Origin of the sequence: Sphaerisporangium corydalis, from assembly GCF_025506355.1 — a bacterium.
GTDB classification, from domain to species: Bacteria; Actinomycetota; Actinomycetes; order Streptosporangiales; family Streptosporangiaceae; genus Sphaerisporangium; species Sphaerisporangium corydalis.
On the sequence record NZ_JANZYP010000045.1, the window covers coordinates 51,892 to 71,318 of the forward strand.

The 19,427-nt window shown below is 71.3% G+C and carries 11 protein-coding genes; 8 read left to right on the forward strand and 3 right to left on the reverse strand.

Annotated features, from left to right (window positions below):
• Nucleotides 1-418: 418 nt before the first annotated feature.
• From NYZ98_RS27070 to NYZ98_RS27085, 4 genes are all read left to right on the forward strand, one after another.
• The gene (locus NYZ98_RS27070) at nucleotides 419-3,322 is read left to right on the forward strand and encodes a glycoside hydrolase family 48 protein (protein WP_262846333.1); all 2,904 of its coding nucleotides are present in this window, start codon (nucleotides 419-421) and stop codon (nucleotides 3,320-3,322) included.
• Between the two features lie 223 nt (nucleotides 3,323-3,545).
• Nucleotides 3,546-5,870: a glycoside hydrolase family 9 protein gene (locus tag NYZ98_RS27075; protein ID WP_316249609.1), complete on the forward strand. Its 2,325-nt coding sequence runs from the start codon at nucleotides 3,546-3,548 to the stop codon at nucleotides 5,868-5,870.
• A 110-nt stretch (nucleotides 5,871-5,980) separates the two neighbouring features.
• Complete coding sequence (locus NYZ98_RS27080) at nucleotides 5,981-7,822, forward strand: cellulose binding domain-containing protein (protein WP_262846336.1); 1,842 nt, start codon at nucleotides 5,981-5,983, stop codon at nucleotides 7,820-7,822.
• Nucleotides 7,823-7,941: 119 nt separating this feature from the next.
• Complete coding sequence (locus NYZ98_RS27085) at nucleotides 7,942-9,576, forward strand: endo-1,4-beta-xylanase (RefSeq protein WP_262846338.1); 1,635 nt, start codon at nucleotides 7,942-7,944, stop codon at nucleotides 9,574-9,576.
• Here NYZ98_RS27085 and NYZ98_RS27090 read toward each other — a convergent pair.
• On the reverse strand, nucleotides 9,573-10,976 hold the full coding sequence (locus NYZ98_RS27090; protein ID WP_262846340.1) for a hypothetical protein: 1,404 nt from the start codon (nucleotides 10,974-10,976) through the stop codon (nucleotides 9,573-9,575). The two genes, NYZ98_RS27085 and NYZ98_RS27090, sit on opposite strands and share 4 nt — an antisense overlap.
• 272 nt (nucleotides 10,977-11,248) lie before the next feature.
• Between NYZ98_RS27090 and NYZ98_RS27095 the strand changes: the two genes are divergently transcribed.
• The 4 genes from NYZ98_RS27095 to NYZ98_RS27110 all read left to right on the forward strand — a co-directional run bounded on the left by NYZ98_RS27095 (nucleotide 11,249) and on the right by NYZ98_RS27110 (nucleotide 16,166).
• Entirely contained in the window at nucleotides 11,249-11,812 is a 564-nt protein-coding gene (locus tag NYZ98_RS27095; protein ID WP_262846342.1) for a C40 family peptidase, read from the forward strand.
• 207 nt (nucleotides 11,813-12,019) lie between these two features.
• Nucleotides 12,020-12,475, forward strand: a complete 456-nt coding sequence (locus tag NYZ98_RS27100; protein ID WP_262846344.1) for a PH domain-containing protein — start codon at nucleotides 12,020-12,022, stop codon at nucleotides 12,473-12,475.
• The gene (locus tag NYZ98_RS27105) at nucleotides 12,472-14,337 is read left to right on the forward strand and encodes a PH domain-containing protein (RefSeq protein WP_262846346.1); all 1,866 of its coding nucleotides are present in this window, start codon (nucleotides 12,472-12,474) and stop codon (nucleotides 14,335-14,337) included. Before NYZ98_RS27100 ends, NYZ98_RS27105 begins: the two co-directional genes overlap by 4 nt.
• A gap of 152 nt (nucleotides 14,338-14,489) precedes the next feature.
• Nucleotides 14,490-16,166 carry a RecQ family ATP-dependent DNA helicase gene (locus NYZ98_RS27110; protein ID WP_262846348.1) on the forward strand — a complete coding sequence of 559 codons (1,677 nt, stop codon included), beginning with the start codon at nucleotides 14,490-14,492 and terminating at the stop codon, nucleotides 16,164-16,166.
• A 10-nt stretch (nucleotides 16,167-16,176) separates the two neighbouring features.
• Here the strand turns inward: NYZ98_RS27110 and NYZ98_RS27115 are convergent, their stop codons facing one another.
• Together NYZ98_RS27115 and NYZ98_RS27120 are read right to left on the reverse strand one after the other, a co-directional pair.
• Nucleotides 16,177-16,845, reverse strand: coding sequence for a response regulator (locus NYZ98_RS27115; protein WP_262846350.1), 669 nt, complete (start codon nucleotides 16,843-16,845; stop codon nucleotides 16,177-16,179).
• Nucleotides 16,842-19,391, reverse strand: coding sequence for a DUF4118 domain-containing protein (locus NYZ98_RS27120; RefSeq protein ID WP_262846353.1), 2,550 nt, complete (start codon nucleotides 19,389-19,391; stop codon nucleotides 16,842-16,844). The genes NYZ98_RS27115 and NYZ98_RS27120 overlap by 4 nt, the downstream gene beginning before the upstream one ends.
• Nucleotides 19,392-19,427: the final 36 nt, after the last annotated feature.

Sequence of the window (19,427 nt, forward strand, 5' to 3'; positions counted from 1 at the left end):
ATCAGGACAAAGCGGTATATCTCACACTCTTACGGTCGCCCGAGTGGCCCGGCAGGCCGTCGCCCGGCCCCCCTACCCCGCCTCGACCGGCCGAACCGGCCGGGCCACCGGCCGTGGATCGGCGACCTGAAAGTTTCAGCCACCTCGCGAAGCTCGGCATAAGCCCCGCATAAGAACGGCCAGGCTGGCGACCATGGGCGCTACCCAGCCCCTGAAACGCGCCTGACACGTCATTGACATCTTTGTCGTACTCACCAGAATCCGATGTGGGAGCGCTCCCATATCACACCACCTTCCCCTTCCGGTGCGTGACCGACGCTGCGCCACCTTCTGTACCGTCCATCGCCTTTCATCACTTTGGAGTACGTCCAGAATGTCAACATCATCGTTTGGGGCGGGAGCGCTCCCACGTTCACGGATGAAGAGACGTGGCGTGTGGGTCGCGCTCACCAGCCTGGCGGCCGGCCTGTTCACGGTCCTGGCCTCCGTCCCGGCCTCAGCGGCCGTCGCCTGTTCGGTCGACTACACGGTCAACGACTGGGGCGGCGGCTTCACCGGGAACGTGAAGATCACCAACAGCGGTGACGCCTGGACCAGCTGGACCCTGGGCTTCGCCTTCGCCGGCAACCAGCGGGTCAGCCAGGGCTGGAGCGCCACCTGGTCGCAGAGCGGCGCGAACGTCACCGCCACCAGTCTGAGCTGGAACGGCGCCCTCGGCAACGGCCAGTCGACCAACATCGGCTTCAACGGCACCTACAGCGGGACCAACGCCAAGCCGGCCGCCTTCACGGTCAACGGCGTCACCTGCAACGGCGGCGGCACGCCCACCAACCAGGCACCGACCGTCAGCCTGACCTCGCCGACCGCGGGCCAGACCTACACCGCGCCCGCGACCGTCAACCTGGCCGCGAACGCCGCCGACTCCGACGGCACGGTGGCCAAGGTCGACTTCTACAACGGCACGACCCTGCTCGGCACCGACACCAGCTCCCCGTACACGTTCGCCTGGTCGAACGTGGCCGCGGGCAGCTACTCGCTGACCGCCAAGGCGACCGACAACGCCGGAGCCGCGACCACCTCGTCCCCGGTGGGCATCACGGTCACCGGCACGGCGGCCTCCACGATCGTCGTGAGCCCGACCAGCCTGGTCGTCCCCGAGGGCGGCACCGCGACGTACTCGGTGAAGCTCTCCAAGGCCCCCACCTCGAGCGTCACCGTGGCGACCGCGCGGGCGAGCGGCGGTGACACCGACCTGACCGTGCAGTCCGGCGCGTCGCTGACGTTCACGACGTCCAACTGGAACACGGCGCAGACGGTCACGCTCGCCGCGGCCGAGGACACCGACACCACCGCGGGCACGGCGACGTTCAACTCGACCGCCAGCGGCTGGACGACCGGCTCGCTCGCGGCCACCGAGGTCGACAACGACGGCGGCGGCGGGAACTCCGACTACATCGCGCGGTTCACCACGATGTACAACAAGCTGCACGACCCGGCCAACGGGTACTTCTCCCCCGAGGGCGTCCCCTACCACTCGGTGGAGACCCTGATGGTCGAGGCGCCCGACCAGGGCCACGAGACGACCTCGGAGGCGTTCAGCTACTTCCTGTGGCTGGAGGCGGTGTACGGGCAGGTCACCGGCACCTGGTCCAGGTTCAACGACGCCTGGGCCACCATGGAGAGGTACATCATCCCCTCCTCGACCGACCAGCCCACGAACTCGTTCTACAACCCGAGCAAGCCGGCCACCTACGCCGGCGAGTGGGACGCCATCAACCAGTACCCCTCGCAGCTCGACAGCGGGGTGTCGGTGGGCGTCGACCCGATCGCCAACGAACTGCAGACCGCCTACGGCACCCGTGACGTGTACGGCATGCACTGGCTGCTCGACGTCGACAACACCTACGGCTACGGCCGCTGCGGCGACGGCACCACCAAGCCCGCCTACATCAACACCTACCAGCGCGGCCCGGAGGAGTCGGTCTTCGAGACGGTGCCCCAGCCGTCCTGCGACACCTTCAAGCACGGCGGGCCCAACGGCTACCTGGACCTGTTCACCAAGGACACCTCCTACGCCAAGCAGTGGAAGTACACCGACGCCCCCGACGCCGACGCGCGTGCCGTCCAGGCCGCGTACTGGGCGCTGACCTGGGCCACGGCGCAGGGCAAGGCGTCGCAGATCTCGGCCACGGTCGCCAAGGCCGCGAAGATGGGCGACTACCTCCGCTACGCGATGTACGACAAGTACTTCAAGAAGCAGGGCTGCACCAGCACCTCCTGCGCGGCGGGCACCGGCAAGGACAGCGCCTCCTACCTGCTGTCCTGGTACTACGCCTGGGGCGGCGCGAACGACACCTCCGCGGGCTGGGCGTGGCGCATCGGCGCCAGCCACAACCACTCCGGTTACCAGAACCCGCTCGCGGCCTGGGCCCTGTCCAACGTGGACGCGCTCAAGCCCAAGGGCTCGACCGCCGTCGCCGACTGGACCACCAGCCTGACCCGGCAGATCGAGTTCTACCGCTGGCTGCAGTCGTCGGAGGGGGCCATCGCCGGTGGCGCCACCAACAGCTGGCAGGGCCACTACGCGGCGCCGCCCTCGGGCACGCCGACCTTCTACGGCATGGCCTACGACTGGCAGCCGGTCTACCACGACCCGCCGTCGAACCAGTGGTTCGGCTTCCAGGCGTGGTCGATGGAGCGGGTGGCGGAGTACTACTACGCCACCGGCAACGCCACCGCCAAGGCCGTCCTGGACAAGTGGGTCGCCTGGGCCAGCGCCAACACCACCGTCAGCTCAGCCGGAGTGATCCGGATGCCCTCGACGCTGCGCTGGACCGGCCAGCCCGACACCTGGAACGCCGCCAGCCCGGGGAGCAACGCGAGCCTGCACGTCTCGATCGCCGACTACACCAACGACGTCGGCGTGGCGGGCGCGTACGCCAAGGTCCTGATGTACTACGCCGCCAAGTCCGGCGACACGGCCGCCAAGAACCTGGCCAAGTCGCTGCTCGACGGCATCTGGGCCAACAACCAGGACTCCAAGGGCGTGTCGGTGCCGGAGACCAAGGCCGACTACAACCGGCTCGACGACCCCATCTACATCCCGTCCGGCTGGACCGGCAAGATGCCGAACGGCGACACGATCAACTCCAGCTCGACCTTCATCTCCATCCGGTCCTGGTACCGCAACGACCCGGACTGGCCGAAGGTCCAGGCCTACCTGAACGGCACGGCCTCCGCGCCGTCGTTCAACTACCACCGCTTCTGGGCGCAGGTCGACGTCGCGATCGCCCTCGCCGAGTACGGGCGGCTGTTCCCCTGATCCGGCCTGGGCGCGGCGGTGCCTGACACATCGCCGCGCCCCTCCGAAGGGCGGATCGCGATGACGCCTGACACGTCATCACGCACCCCCCAGGGCGGAGTGCGGCGGCGCCTGACACGCCGTCGCACCCTCTCGAAGGACGGGGCGCGGCGGGCCTGACCCCCGCCGCGCCCCGCCCACCCCGACAGGCACCACCGGCGTCCCCCCCCACGAGAGGCGATCGCTGTCCCGCAGACGCACGCTCACCGGCCTGGCGATCCTCGTCGCCTCGGCCACGCTGTTCCCCGTGCTCACGTCCTCAGCCGCCGCCGCGCCCGCGTTCGCCTACGGCGAGGCGCTGCAGAAGTCGTTGTTCTTCTACGAGGCCCAGCGCTCGGGCGACCTGCCGGCCGGAAACCGGGTCACCTGGCGGGGGGACTCGGCCCTGGCCGACGGCGCGAGCGCGGGCCTGGACCTCACCGGGGGCTGGTACGACGCCGGCGACCACGTGAAGTTCGGGCTGCCGATGGCGGCGAGCGCGACCATGCTGGCGTGGGGGGCCGTGGAGTACCGCGACGCCTACCAGGGCTCGGGGCAGCTCCCGTACCTGCTGGACAACCTGAAGTGGGTGAACGACTACCTCATCAGGGCCCATCCGTCGGCGAACGTGCTGTACGGGCAGGTGGGCAACGGCGGGACCGACCACGCGTGGTGGGGACCGGCCGAGGTCATGCCGATGGCCCGCCCGGCGTACAAGATCGACGCCTCGTGCGGGGGGTCGGACCTCGCGGGCGAGACGGCGGCGGCCATGGCGGCGTCCTCGATGGTCTTCCGCCCGACCAACCCGACTTATGCCGACACGCTGGTCAGCCATGCCCGGCAGCTCTACACCTTCGCCGACACCGTCAGGAAGAAGTACAGCGACTGCATCACCGACGCCGCCGGGTACTACCAGTCGTGGAGCGGCTACAACGACGAGCTGGTCTGGGGCGCCATCTGGCTCTACCGGGCGACCGGCGAGGCGTCGTACCTGACCAAGGCCGAGGCGTACTACGACACCCTCGGCACCGAGCCGCAGAGCACGACCCGGTCCTACAAGTGGACGATCGCCTGGGACGACAAGTCGTACGGCGCCTACGTGCTGCTCGCCAAGCTCACCGGCAAGCAGAAGTACGTGGACGACGCGAACCGGTGGCTCGACTTCTGGACGGTCGGCGTGAACGGCGCCAAGGTGAACTACTCGCCGGGTGGCGAGGCCGTGCTCGACCAGTGGGGCTCGCTGCGGTACGCCGCCAACACCGCGTTCGTCGCGCTGGTCTACAGCGACTGGGTGACCGACACGACGCTGAAGGCGCGCTACCACGACTTCGGCGTCCGGCAGATCAACTACGCGCTGGGCGACAATCCACGCAAGTCCTCGTACGTCATCGGCTTCGGCGCGAACCCCCCGAAGAACCCGCACCACCGCACGGCGCACGGCTCCTGGTCCAACAACCTCAACGAGCCGGTCGCCAGCAGGCACATCCTGTACGGCGCGCTGGTCGGCGGCCCGACGTCCGCGAACGACGCCTACACCGACAGCCGGAACGACTACGTGATGAACGAGGTCGCCACCGACTACAACGCGGCCTTCACCGGCGCGCTCGCCCGGCTGTACAAGGAGTACGGCGGCGCCCCGCTGACCGGATTCCCGGTCGCCGAGACGCCCGACGGGCCGGAGATCTACCTCCAGGCCTCGGTGAACTCGGCGGGCACCACCTACACCGAGATCAAGGCGCTCGTGGTGAACCACTCGGCGTGGCCGGCGCGCGCGCTGACGGACGGCACGTTCCGCTACTACTTCACCCTGGACGGCGCGACCACGCCCGCCCAGATCACGCTGTCGTCGGCCTACACCCAGTGCAAGGCGCCGACCGGGCCGACCTTGTTCTCGGGCAAGGTCTACTACGTCACGATCGACTGCTCGGGCACGGCCATCGCCCCGGCCGGCCAGTCGGAGTCGCGGCGCGAGGTCCAGTTCCGGATCGCCTCCTCGTCGGGGTCGTGGGACCCGGCCAACGACTGGTCGTACACCGGGGTGGCCACCACCCCGGGCGCCACGCCGGTGACCGTGCGGAACATCCCGCTGTACTCCGGCGGCGCCAGGATCTGGGGCGACCCGCCGGGCACCGGCCCCGACCCGACCCCCACACCGACCCCGACTCCGACCGTCACCCCCACCCCCACCCCCACACCGACCCCGACCCCGACGCCCACGGCCGGCACGGCGTGCGCGGCGACGTACACGATCAGCGGCGCCTGGCAGGGCAACTTCCAGGCCGACGTGGCGGTACGGAACACCGGGAGCACGGCGATCACCGGCTGGACGGTGGGATGGACGTTCCCCAGCGGCCAGACGATCACTCAGATCTGGGGCGCCACCCACACGCAGACCGGAAGCGGCGTGTCGGTGAGGAACGCCGGCTGGAACGGCGGCCTGGCGGCCGGCGGGTCCACCTCCTTCGGCTTCATCGCGAGCCTGAACGGAGCGAACGGAGTCCCGGCCTCCGTGACCTGCACGCCCGCCTGAGCCCCGCACCCGTGGTCTCGATTTGCCCTGGGAGCGCGAGACCACGGCCCGGCCGGGCCCTCCAGCACGGCCCGGCCGGGCACTTCCCATTCGGACAAGGAGCGCCACCCATGCGTCACCTCTCGCGGCTCATGACCCTCGCGGTCGCCGCAGGATCGCTCGCCGCGGCCCTGGTCCTGCCCGCCGTGCCGGCGGTCGCGGCCCCCGCCGCGGCGGCACCGGCGGGGTTCGTCAGCGCCAGTGGAGGCAAGTTCATCCTGAACGGCAAGGACTTCAGGTACGGCGGGTCGAACAACTACTACATGATCTTCGGATCCCAGGCCATGACGGACGACGTCTTCGCCGACGCCAAGAGCATGAACCTCACCGTGCTGCGCGCGTGGGCCTCGCTGGACATCGGCTCGCTCGACGGCTCGATGCCGTCGGTGGACGGCGGGCCGAAGGCGGACGTCTACTTCCAGTACTGGGACCCGGCGGCCAGGAGGCCCGTGTACAACGACGGCGCCACCGGTCTGCAGCGCCTGGACGCCGTGCTGGCGAAGGCCGGCCAGATGGGCATCAAGCTGATCCTCCCCTTCGTGAACAACTGGAAGGAATTCGGGGGGATGGACCAGTACGTGAAGTGGGCCGGCGGCCAGTACCACGACGAGTTCTACACCAGCGCCACGATCCGGCAGTGGTACAAGGACTGGATCGGCCACCTGCTCAACCGGACCAACACCGTCACCGGGGTGAAGTACAAGGACGACCCGGCGATCTTCTCGTGGGAGCTGGGCAACGAGCCGCGCTGCATCAACGCCAACCTGCCTGCCTCCGGTACCTGCACGCCCACGACGCTGGTCAACTGGGTGACCGAGATCTCGGCCTACGTGAAGAGCCAGGACCCGAACCACATGCTGTCGGTGGGCGACGAGGGCTTCCTGGCGAGGGGCAACGCCTCCGACTGGCTGTACAACGCGGCCGACGGCGTGGACCACGAGGCGATGACCAGGGTGGCGAACATCGACTACGGCACCTTCCACCTGTACCCGAACGGGTGGGGGCGCACGGCCGACTGGGGCACCCAGTGGATCAAGGACCACGCGGCGGCGGCCGACGCGTACGGCAAGCCGACGATCCTGGAGGAGTTCGGCATCACCGGGAGCGACCGGGACACGGTGTACAAGACGTGGACCAGCACGGTTCGCACGGGCACCGCGGACGGGTGGAACTTCTGGATCCTCACCGGCGTCGACTGGGACGGGGTCAGTCCCTACCCCGACTACGACGGGTTCCGGGTGATGTACCCGAGCGCGACGGCGACGGTCCTGTCCGGCGAGGCGGCCCTGATCAGCGGGTCCGGGGGCGGCGGTGACACCCAGGCGCCGACCACACCGGGCACGCCCACCGCGTCCACCATCACCTCGTCCGGTGCCACCCTGACCTGGACGGCCTCCACCGACAACACCGCCGTCACCGGCTACGACATCGTCAACGCCGCCAACACCGTTCTGGGATCATCCACCGGCGCGACGACCACCCTCACCGGACTCACCCCCGCCACCTCCTACACCCTGCGCGTCATCGCCAAGGACGCCGCGGGCAACCGCTCCACCGCCTCAGCATCCGTCACCTTCACCACCACCACAGGCGGCGGGGGCGGCACCTGCAAGGTCACCTACGGGGCGAACAGCTGGGGCGGCGGGTTCTCCGCGAGCGTCACCGTCACCAACACCGGCACCGCCCCGATCACCGCCTGGACGCTGAGGTTCACCTTCCCGGGCAACCAGCAGGTCACCCAGGGCTGGTCGGCCAACTGGACGCAGAGCGGCGCCGTGGTGACCGCGACGAACATGCCGTGGAACGGGTCCCTCGCCGCCGGCCAGTCGACCGGGATCGGGTTCAACGGCTCCTACACCGGCACCAACACCAACCCCTCCTCGTTCACGCTCAACGGCCAGACCTGCTCCTGACCGCCCACAGGGGTACGGCTCCCGGGCCGTACCCCTGCCTTGGGCCCGGTCGCCGAAAGTCTCCGCGGTGACACGGACGTCTCCGGCGCGCCCTGTACCACGTCAGAAAGGAACACCTCGTGTTGACCAAGGTGTGGAAAGCGCTGCCGATCGCGGCCGTCCTGCTGGCGGGCGCGGCCCTGCCGTCGTACGCCGCCGCCTCGACGCTCCGCGACGGCGCGGCGGCCGCCGGCCGGTACTTCGGCACCGCCGTCGCCGCCGGCCCGCTGTCCAACGAGTCGCAGTACATCACGGTGCTCGACCGCGAGTTCAACTCCGTCACCGCCGAGAACGCCATGAAGTGGGACGCCACCGAGCCCTCGGCCGGATCCTTCTCCTACGGGAGCGCCGACGCCCTGGTCACCCACGCCCAGGCCCACGGCCAGCAGGTCCGCGGCCACACGCTCGTCTGGCACAACCAGACCCCGTCCTGGGTGCAGAACCTGGCCGCCGCCGACCTGCGGACCGCGATGCAGAACCACATCGCCAACGTGGTCGGCCACTTCAAGGGCAAGATCTACGCCTGGGACGTCGTCAACGAGATCTTCGACGACAACGGCGGCTTCCGCAGCAGCTTCTGGTCCCAGAAGCTCGGGCAGACCTTCGTCGCCGACGCCTTCACCGCCGCGCGCGCGGCCGACCCTGCGGCCAAGCTGTACATCAACGACTACAACGTGGAAGGCGTCAACTCCAAGAGCACCGCGATGTACAACCTGGTCAGGACGCTGAAGTCGCAGGGTGTGCCGATCGACGGCGTGGGCCTGCAGGCCCACCTGATCGTCGGCCAGGTGCCCTCCGACCTGCAGCAGAACATCCAGCGCTTCGCCGACCTCGGCGTGGACGTGGCGCTGACCGAGCTGGACATCCGCATGCAGACCCCGTCGGACTCCACCAAGCTGGCCAACCAGCGCACCGACTACAACCGGGTCACCACCGCCTGCCTGGCCGTGACGCGCTGCGTGGGCATCACCGTGTGGGGCTTCACCGACAAGTACTCCTGGGTGCCGGACGTGTTCTCCGGCCAGGGCGCGGCGCTGCCGTACAACGAGAACTACCAGGCCAAGCCCGCCTACACCGGCATGCTCGACGCGCTGAACGGGGGCACGGGCGGGGGCGGCGGTGACACCCAGGCGCCGACCACACCGGGCACGCCCACCGCGTCCACCGTCACCTCGTCCGGTGCCACCCTGACCTGGACGGCCTCCACCGACAACACCGCGGTCACCGGCTACGACATCGTCAACGCCGCCAACACCGTTCTGGGATCATCCACCGGCGCGACGACCACCCTCACCGGACTCACCCCCGCCACCTCCTACACCCTGCGCGTCATCGCCAAGGACGCCGCGGGCAACCGCTCCACCGCCTCAGCATCCGTCACCTTCACCACCACCACAGGCGGCGGGGGCGGGAGCGGCGCGTGCACCGCGACGTATTCGGTGGTCAACTCCTGGCAGAACGGCTTCCAGGCCGGGGTCACCGTCACCAACACCGGCACCGCCGCGATCACCGGTTGGACGGTCACCTGGACCTTCCCGAACGGCCAGACGATCACGCAGCTCTGGAACGGCACGCTCACCCAGTCCGGCTCGGCGATCACCGTGCGGAACGCCTCCTACAACGGTGCCCTCGGCGTGGGCGCCTCGACCACGTTCGGCTTCACCGGAACCCACACCGGCACCAACAACGCGCCGTCCAGCGTCACCTGTTCCTAGGGGACCTCCGGCGGGTTCCGGGACTCCCCGGAGCCCGCCGGGCCGCGCGTCCGCGTGAACGCCAGCCCGGCGGCGAGCACCGCGAAGGGCAGCACCATCAGCACGTACCGGTGGTCGAAGTCGGCGGTCATCGCGGGCAGGACCAGCAGGGCCGACCCGCTCGCCAGGGCGAAGAGCGCGTCCGCCCGCCGCCTGCGCGCCTGCGCGACCACCCCCACCAGGCCGGCGGCCATCAGCACCGCGAGCAGCGGGCCGGGCACGCGTACCCACTGCTGGTAGGTCACCATCGCCCCCGCGTACGGCCGCACGAGCACGGTCTGCGCGGGCCCCCGCTCGTACGCCCGCGCGGCGTCGCCGGCGGTCATGCCCTCCTTGACCTCGGAGGTGGACAGCGTGGTGCGGGTCTTCGCGAACTCGTACGACTTCACGAGATTCGGCGAGGGGTGCGGCAGCCGCGTCCAGGAGAAGGCCTTGGCCGCGTCGCGGAGCACCGTCTCGGCGTAGTCCAGCGGCTGCGCGCGGATGGCGCGGAGCGCGAAGCTGCGGGTGAGCGCGTTGGCCTTGTCGCTGAACATCGGCAACCGCCGCAGCGGCGAGCCCATCACCCAGATGTAGCGCGAGGAGGCCATGCGCTCGTCCACCGGTTCGGTCGGGCACAGCCACGCCTCGGACGCCGGCGGCCTGATCTCGGCGCAGTCGGCGAAGGACATCGTCCGCGCCCACAGGAGCGTGCCGTCGGCGCTGGTCAGCCCGAAGCTGCCCTGCTCGGCGTGGTACCAGCTCGCGTAGGCGCACAACGGCACGACCATGGCGACGGCCGTCGCGGCGATCCCCCGCCACCCGGCACGGCGCAGGACCAGGCACACCACGACCACGGCCAGCAGCGGGACGCCGACCGTGCGCAGGACCGCCGCGCAGCCGATCAGCACCCCGGCGGCGGCGCCCCACGGGACCGTGAGCACCGGGCGCCACAGCAGGATCGCGGCCGCCGCCACGAGCAGGGCCGCGAACAGCGTGTCCGCCATGATCATGTGTTCGAGCTGGACCTGGTAGGCGTCGAACAACAGGGGGACGGCGAGCAGGGTCGCCCCCCACCCGGGCAGGCCGTACCGGCGCAGCAGCGCGTAGACCACGACGGCGGAGAGCAGCCCGAGCAGGTGCTGTAACGCGACGACGAGGGTGGTGCTGTGGAACGGCTCCAGCGCCCACAGGAACAGCGAGTACCCCGAGCTGCGCGACCGGCTCGGCCACAACTGCAGCGCGCCGGAGACGTAGGTATAGGAGTCGCCGTCGAACCAGATCGCCCGCCGGTAGCCGAGCATCGCGCACAGCCGTACCAGCGCGGCCGCCACGAGGGCGAGGCCGAAGAACAGGTTGTTCCGTACGGCTGATCTGGTCACCGGCGATCTCCCGGCTGGGCGGCAAGGTCGTTTTCGAGGCTATCGATATGTGAGTTACGGGCGGTCGTATTCAGGGTTTTCCCAGGGAGCGGCCGGCCGCGAGGCCGGTGGATCACAGGGGCGATCCAGCTCCGGTGAAGTGCGGAATGTCATCACCGCAGCTCAGCGGCCACCCTACTCCTTACAGAGGGTGATATTTCAAGAAAAGCGCGTATCCGCCGGATTGGTAGTGAGAATCGGTAGTACGTGTACCGACAGGACTGGGGGGTCCAGTGACGCGAGCCGTCCGGCTGGCGCTGGTGGCCGGCGTCCTCGTTCTCGCGGCCGGATCGGCCCCGTTGATCGGCGGCGAGCTCAACCGCGTGGTGGCCATCGCCCAGGCGATCCAGCGCGGACAGGAACAGTCGAAGTGGCCCGGCGGGGCGATCCCGTACGTCTGGGGCGGCGGCCACGCGTCCAAGGCCGGCCCCTCGCTCGGCACCTGCAAGGGCTACCACGGCTCCGTCAAGCCCTGCCCGGCCGCCACCACCCTGGGCCTGGACTGCTCCGGCCTCACCCGCTGGGTGTACCAGCTCGCCTTCGAGAAGGACGTACTCGGCGGCGGCAACACCGACGACCACGTCCGCCGCCTGCACAAGGTCCCCGCCGCCACCGCCCGCCCCGGCGACCTGGTCTTCTACGGCAAGATCCGCAAAAGGTCCGTCAAGACCCACCACGTCGGCATCTACATCGGCGGCGGCAGAATGATCAACGCCCTCCGCACCGGCACCACCGTCCGCACCGACCGCGTCACCCTCCTCCCCGACCTCGCCGGCTACTACCGCTACGAGAACTGACCCCTGTTCGGCTCCCCGCGCACGGGCCACCGGGGGTCCTCCGAAGGCCGGACGGTGCTGGTCATACGGGGGGCGGGAGGGGGTGATGGGTTATGACATTTGTCCTAATTAACTTAGGAAGGGACGCACTGCGCCGTTCAATCGTAGGGCTGTCAGAGTGGAGGGGTGGACATAGCTGATCTTTCCCTCCGGCCCCCACGGCACCGTGTGAGCCGCACCGCGATCTGGTTCTGGGCCGTGCGCGCCGCCGCCGGGTGGCTCGTGGTCATCGCCCTCCAGGTCGGGTGGACCCTTCTCGACGACGGTGAGGGCACCGCCCATTACGTGTTCCTCGCCATCACGGGCGTCCTCGCGGTGGCCCACGTGAGCGTCATGCCGTGGTGGCGGTACCGCGTCCATCGCTGGGAGACCACGGCCGACGCGGTGTACACCCAGTCGGGCTGGCTCCAGCAGGAGTGGCGCATCGCCCCCATCTCGCGCATCCAGACCGTGGACAGCGAGCGGGGGCCGCTGGAGCAGCTCTTCGGGCTGGCCAACGTCACGGTCACCACCGCGTCGGCCGCCGGCCCGCTGCGCGTGAACGGGCTCGACCGGGACACGGCGCAGCGGCTCATCGACGAGCTGACGGCCACCACCGGGACCTCGCAGGGAGACGCCACGTGAACGCCGAGCCTGAAGGCCCCGGGCCCACGACCACGACGGGCGTCCCCGCGCCGGTCGGCCCGGCCGACGACCCGGCCGGTGGGCAGGACGCGGGTCGGGTCGCCGGGCAGGACGCGAGTCGCGTCGCCGGGCAGGACGCGAGTCGGGTCGCCGGGCAGGACGACGGCGATGGCGCGTCTGGTGGGCGGGGGGTCGACACGGGGGGCTGGCGGCGGCTGAGCAGGCGGATGCTGATCATCCATCCGTTCCAGGAGGTCGTGCGCAGCTTCCCGGCCCTGATCGGGCTGCTGTTCGCCGGCTCGGCCCGGGGGGGCCAGGGCCACATCTGGACCCTCGTCGGCCTCGGCGTCATGATCGTCCTGGGTACGCTTCGGTGGTTCACGACCACGTACCGCGTCACGCCGCAGTACGTCCAGGTGCGGAAGGGGCTGGTCCGCCGCAAGGTGCTGACCGCGCCGCGCGACCGGATCAGGACCGTGGACGTGACCTCCCACGTGATGCACCGCATCCTCGGGCTGGCCAGGGTCGAGATCGGCACCGGCAGGTCGGACCGGAAGGACGGGGGCACGCTCAAGCTCGACGCGCTGCACGCCACCGAGGTCGACCGGCTGCGGGACGAGTTGCTGCACCGCCGTCCCGCCGCTTCCGCCGCCACCTCCGCGGCGGGCTCCCGTACGGGCGTCCCCCTCCCGGCGGGCGCGCAGACCGGCCTTCCCACCCCGGCGGGCGCGTCGACCGGCCTCACCACCCCGGCGGACCCCGCAGGCGGCGTCGCCCCGGGCGGCGTCGCGGCGCACGCGCCGGTGGGTTCGGCCGCGTACGGTCACGCGGGCGTGGCCGAGGCCCCCGAGACCGTGCTGGCCGCCCTGCGGCCCCAGTGGATCCGCTACGGCCCCTTCACCCTGTCCGGCCTGGTCACGGTCGGCGTGCTGGCCGGTTTCGTGTCGCGCATCGTCTCGGAGGGCAACGTCGACCTGCTGAGCGCGGGACCGGTGCGCCAGGTGGTCGACTGGTTCGGCCGGGAGGCGCTGATCCTGCAGATCGCCGCCTCGCTGCTGGTGCTCGCGGTCTTCGTCGCGGTCGCCTCCACGATCGGGTACATCCTCGCGTTCTGGGCCTTCCGCCTCACCCGCACGCCGGGCGGCACACTGCACGTGACGCGCGGGCTCATCACCACGAGGGCGACCACGCTGGAGGAACGCCGTCTGCGCGGCATCGAGCTCAGCGAGCCGCTGCTGCTGCGCGCGGTGGGCGGGGCGCGCTGCATCGCGGTCGCGACCGGCCTGCGGGTCGGGCGCGGGGCGCAGCGGGGCGGGTCCATGCTGCTGCCGCCGGCCCCGCGCGCCGAGGCGCTGAACGTCGCCGCGCGCGTGATCGGCACTTCCGGCCCGCTGACGGCGGAGCTGGTCCCGCACGGCCCCGCCGCGCTGCGCCGAAGGTTCACCCGCGCGCTCACCACGGGCGCGATCTTCACCGGGGTGCTGCTGGTGCTGTCGTACTGGCTGGGGCTGCCCGCGTGGACGTGGCAGACCACGCTGGTGGCGACGGTGGTGGCCATGCCCGTGGCGGCCGACCGGTACCGCAGCCTGGGCCACACCATCGAGGGCGACCACCTGGTCACGCGGTGGGGCTCGCTCGTCCGGCGGCGCGTGGCGCTGCACCGCGACGGGATCATCGGCTGGAACGTCCGCAGGTCGTTCTTCCAGCGGCGGGCCGGGCTCGCGACGCTGACCGCGACCACGGCGGCGGGCGGCCAGGGGTACAGCGTCTGGGACGTGGACCTGTCCGAGGCCCTGCGCACGGCCGACCGGGGCATCCCCGGCCTGCTCACCCCGTTCCTGGTGCGGGACGGCGAGGCGTGAGCGGTGGCGCCGTTAGCCCACCGCAATCTGGGCGGGCGCGTAGGCGGGCGCGGTGAGGGCAATGGAAGCCCGGCCGGCGGAAACGACCGCCGGCCACCCGGGTACGGCGCCCGGCGGCGCGCCGGCGAGCGACTAGCGGAAGACGGGCTTTGATGGGTCTCGCACGAGAGTTCGGCAGGCGTTTCGGACGCAAGGGCCGGCGCCTGCGCACGGTGGCCCGGGACGCGTTCGGGTGGCGGGACCTGCGGCCGGGGCAGCAGGACGCCATGGAGCACCTGCTGGCCGGGCGTGACGTGCTCGTCGTCATGCCGACCGGCAGCGGGAAGTCGGCCGTCTACCAGATCCCCGCCCTGCTCCTTGACGGGCCCACGGTGGTGGTCTCCCCGTTGATCGCCCTGCAGCGCGACCAGGTGGCCGGGCTGGCGCTCAAGGACGCGGGCGGCGCCGTCGCGGTGAACTCGGCCCAGTCGGACGGCACCAGCGACGCCTCCTTCGACCAGTTGCGCGCGGGCACCGCCGAGTTCATCTTCCTGTCGCCCGAGCAGCTCGCCAAGCCGGAGGTGATCGAACGGCTGCGCGCGGCGCGGCCCTCGCTGATCGCCATCGACGAGGCGCACTGCGTGTCGGCGTGGGGGCACGACTTCCGGCCCGACTACCTGCGGCTGGGCCAGGCGATCGAACGCCTCGGCCACCCGCCGGTGGTGGCGCTGACCGCGACGGCGGCGCCGCTGGTCCGTGACGACATCCTCAGCTCGCTCGGCCTGACGGGCGCCGTGCAGATCGTCCGCGGGTTCGACCGGCCGAACATCGACCTGCGGGTGCGCAGGTTCGTCGACAAGGACGACAAGCGCCGCGCCCTGATCGAGGACGCCGCCGGCCGGCAGGGCCTCGGCCTGGTGTACGTCGCGACGCGGCGCGCGGCCGACGAGTACGCGGCGGCGCTGCGGGACGCGGGACGGCGGGCGGAGGCGTACCACGCGGGGTTGAAGGCGGCCGAGCGGCACCGGGTCCACGAGCTGTTCCGCGAGGACGGGCTGGACGTGGTCGTCGCCACCTCGGCGTTCGGGATGGGCATCGACAAGCCGGATGTGCGGTTCGTCCTGCACTCCGACCCGCCGGAGTCGCTGGACTCCTACTACCAGGAGATCGGCCGCGCCGGGCGTGACCAGGAGCCCGCGTCCGCCGTCCTGTTCTACCGGCCCGAGGACCTCGGCATCCGCAGGTTCTTCGCCGGCGGGCGCGTCGACGAGGAGCTGGTGCAACGTGTGGCGACGCTCGTCCACGAGCACGGCGGCGTCGTGCCGGCCCCCGAGCTGCGCGAGCTGCTGGACGTCGGCCCGTCCAAGCTGACCGGGGTGGTGAACCTGCTGGAGCGGGTCGGCGCCGTCACGGTGACCGAGGACGGCGACCTGCGGTCCACCGCGGACGGGCCCACGCCCGAGCGGGCGGCCGCCGAGGCGGCGGGGCTGGACGACACGCGACGCAAGGTCGACGAGTCGCGGATCGAGATGATGCGCGGGTACGCCGAGACGACGGGCTGCCGGCGGCGGGTGCTGCTCGAGTACTTCGGCGAGCCCCACGAGCGGGCCTGCGGGAACTGCGACACCTGCCGCTCGGGCGCCCTGACGGCGGCCACGGCCGCCCCGGCCCGGAAGCCGGACGACGGCCCGTTCCCGATGCACGCGAAGGTGCGCCACAACGCGTGGGGCCCCGGCGTGGTCATGAGCCGCGAACCCGACCGCATCACGGTCCTGTTCGAGGACGTCGGCTACAAGACCCTCTCCCTGGAAGCCGTCGAACGCGACAACCTCCTCGTCCTCTCGGACTGACCCTCGCGGGTCAGGGTTGGAAGCGGTAGCCCATGCCGGGTTCGGTCAGTAGGTGGCGGGGGTGGGCGGGGTCGCGTTCTAGTTTGCGGCGGAGCTGGACCATGTACTGGCGCAGGTAGTGGGTCTCCTTGAGGTAGCCGTCGCCCCAGACCTCGGTGAGCAGGCGCCGCTGGCTGATGAGCTTGCCCGGGTTGCGGAGCAGGATGGCCAGCAGGTTCCACTCGGTCGGGGTGAGGCGCACGCCGCTGGAGACGGTCATCCCGACCAGGTCCACCACGTGGTCGCCGACCGCGATCTCGGCCAGTTCGCCGTCGTGGGCGGCCGAGCGCCGGGTGACGGCACGGATCCTGGCCAGGAGCTCGTCGATGCCGAACGGCTTGGTGACGTAGTCGTCGGCGCCGGCGTCGAGCGCGTCCACCTTGTCGGCGCTGCCCGCCCGCCCCGACAGCACGATGATCGGCACGCTGGTCCAGCCGCGGAGGCCGTGGATGACCTCCACGCCGTCGATGTCGGGCAGGCCCAGGTCGAGCACGACCAGGTCGGGGTGCCAGTCGGCCGCGTGCCGCAGGGCGGTGCCGCCGTCCCTGGCCACCTCGACGTCGTAGTGGCGCGCGACGAGGTTGATGCGCAGCGCCCGCAGTAGCTGGGGTTCGTCGTCGACGACGAGGATCTTGGTCATGCGGCGCCCGCCCTGGAGGAGATCGGCAATGTGATGATCATGGTCAGGCCGCCGCCGGGGGTCTCCTCGGGGACCAGGGTGCCGCCCATGGCCTCGGTGAGTCCCCTGGCGAGCGCGAGGCCGAGGCCGACCCCGGTGTGGTTGTCGCGGTCGCCGAGGCGCTGGAACGGGAGGAAGACCTGGTCGTGCTGGGAGGCCGGGATGCCGGGCCCCCGGTCGGCGACCCGGATCTCGACGTGCTCGCCGTACGCGCTGGCGGTGACCAGGACCTTCTCCCCCGGCGGGCTGTACCTGACCGCGTTGGAGATGAGGTTGACCAGCACGCGCTCCAGCAGCGCCGGGTCGGCGACGACCTCGGGCAGCTCGTCGGAGATCTCGTCGTGGACGCGCACGCGAAGCGGGCCGAGGTCGTCGAGCGACCGGGGCACGATCTCCTCCACGCCGATCGGCCGGGCGGCCAGGCCGAGGACGCCCGCCTGCAGGCGGCTCATGTCCAGCAGGTTGGCCACCAGGCGGTCGAGCTTGTCCAGCGACTCCCCGGCGGTGGCCAGGAGCTCCTCGTGGTCCTCGGGGCTCCACGCGATGTCGCCGCCGAGGCTGTCGACGGCGGCCTTGGCCGAGGCGAGCGGGGTGCGCAGGTCGTGGCCGACGGCGGCGAGCAGGGCCGTGCGCATCCTGTCGGCCTCCTCCAAGGGCCGTGCCCGCTCGGCCTCCTCCGTCAGCCGCTCCTGACGCAGCGCGACGGCAGCCTCGGCGGCGAACGCCTCGACCACCCGGCGGTCGGCCGCGTCGAGCGGCCGCCCGCGCAGCGCCATGACCAGATCCTCGTCGATGACGACGTCGGTGTCGGCCTCGGTGGGGCATCCGACGGTGTCCGCGCCGGCGGTGGCGACGACGCGCCAGGCACGCGGGTCGGACCGGTCGCCGGGGACCGGTCCCGATCCCGGCCGCCGCTCCAGCAGGGTCACCGCCGCCAGGTTGAAGGTCTCCCGCAGCCGGTCGAGCAAGGAGGGCAGGGCGGCGTCGCCGCGCAGCACGTGTCCCGCGAGCGTGGACAGCACCTCGGCCTCGGCGCCGGCCCGCGCGGCCTCCCTGGTACGTCGGGCGGCGAGGTCGACCACGGCGCTGACCATGACCGCCACCAGCACGTACACGGTGAGCGCCACCACATTCTCCGGGCGGGCCACGGTCAGCGTGTGGAGGGGCGGGGTGAAGAAGAAGTTGAGCAGGGCGAACCCGAGCACCGCCGCCGTGACGGCCGGCCACATGCCGCCCGCCAGGGCCACCAGGACGACCACCAGCAGGAACAGCAGGATCTCCGCGGGCAGCGTGAGGTGCTCGCGCAGCCCGTGGAGCGCGGCCGTCAGGGCGGGCAGCCCGGCCAGCGTGATCGCCCACCCGGCGCCGCGCCGCCGCAGGGGGAGCGCCGCGCGGCCGCCCCTGGCGGCCGGGCCACGGACGGCGGCCGGGTGGCTGATCATGTGGACGTCGATCGACCCGGCCAGCGCCGTCGTGGTCACCCCGACGCTCCGCGAGAGCAGGCCGGCGAGCCGCCCCCGGCGCGCGGCGCCGAGGACGAGCTGGGTGGCGTTGACGCCGCGGGCGAAGTCGATGAGCGCGCGTGCGACGTCGTCCCCGACGACCTGGTGGTAGCTGCCTCCCAGGCTCTCCACCAGGACCCGCTGCCTGGCCAGCCGCGCAGGGTCGGCGCCGGTCAGGTCGTCGGACCTGGTGACGTGCACGGCCATCAGGTCGGCCGCCCGGTTGCGGCCGGCGATCCTGGCCGCCCTGCGGATCAGCGTGTCGCCCTCGGGGCCGCCGGTGAGCGCGACGACCACGCGTTCACGGGTCTCCCAGGTCCCGGCGATGCCGTGGTCGGCACGGTACCGGTCGAGCTGGTCCTCGACCTTCCCGGCGACCCACAGCAGGGCCAGTTCCCGCAGCGCGGTCAGGTTGCCCACGCGGAAGTAGTTGCCGAGGGCGGCGTCGATCTTCTCAGGGCCGTACACGTTGCCGTGGGCCATGCGGCGGCGCAGCGCCTCGGGGGCCATGTCGACGAGTTCCACCTGGTCGGCCCGCCGGACGACCTCGTCGGGGATCGTCTCGCGCTGCGGGATGCCGGTGATCTGCTGGACGACGTCGTTCAGCGACTCCAGGTGCTGGATGTTGACCGTCGTGATCACGTCGATTCCCGCGTCGAGGATGTCCTCCACGTCCTGCCAGCGCTTGGGGTTCCGCGAGCCGGGGACGTTGGTGTGCGCGATCTCGTCGACCAGCGCGACCTTCGGCCGCCGGCCGATCACCGCGCCGGGGTCGAGTTCGGTGAAGACCGCACCCCGGTGGCTCAGGGTCCGCCGGGGGACGGTCTCCAGGCCTTCGAGCAGGCCGGCGGTGTGGGCGCGGCCGTGCGTCTCCACCAGGCCGACGACGACGTCGGTGCCCCGCCCGGCCCGGCGGTGGGCCTCCGCGAGCATCGCGAAGGTCTTCCCCACGCCGGGCGCCGCGCCCAGATACACCCGAAGCCGACCTCTGCCGGTTTCCCCCATGTGTCCAGGCTACGGCCGGGGCATCGGGGACGCTCG